General features: G+C 57.0%; 1 pseudogene. It reads right to left on the bottom strand.

The features are described 5' to 3' along the window. Positions 1 to 386 (bottom strand): annotated as a pseudogene (locus tag AC2A1E_RS24330) (hemolysin secretion protein D); the annotation flags it as partial.

The following is a 386-nucleotide window of genomic DNA, read 5'->3' as shown; positions in this document are numbered from 1 at the left end:
ACCGCCAGCACCTCGGTTGGAAACACCAACGGCGTATTGTAAGACTGTGCCCGCAGGCGTGCGATAGACGCCTTGAGCCCCAGGACTTTCGACAAGGATTCACCGTAGCTGGAGCCGGCACGCGTCGGATCCATCTTCAGCAGCACCTGCCCCTTCTCGACAATATCCCCTTCACGTACATTCAACTCTTCGAGAATACCGCCCTCCAGGCTCTGGATAACCTGTTCACGGCTGGCGGGAATAATCTTCCCGTCGCCACGGGTAATCTCCTCCACTCGGGCAAAATGCGCCCACACCAGGGCCACCACCACCACCAGTGCGATGGTATAGAGCATGATCATGCTGAACGGCGTCTTTTGTGAAATTAACGCGGCCTGCAGATCGTT

The organism is Serratia sp. HNCC26DJ206 (genome assembly GCF_057180605.1).
This window is presented reverse-complemented; position numbering and strand designations above follow the sequence as displayed.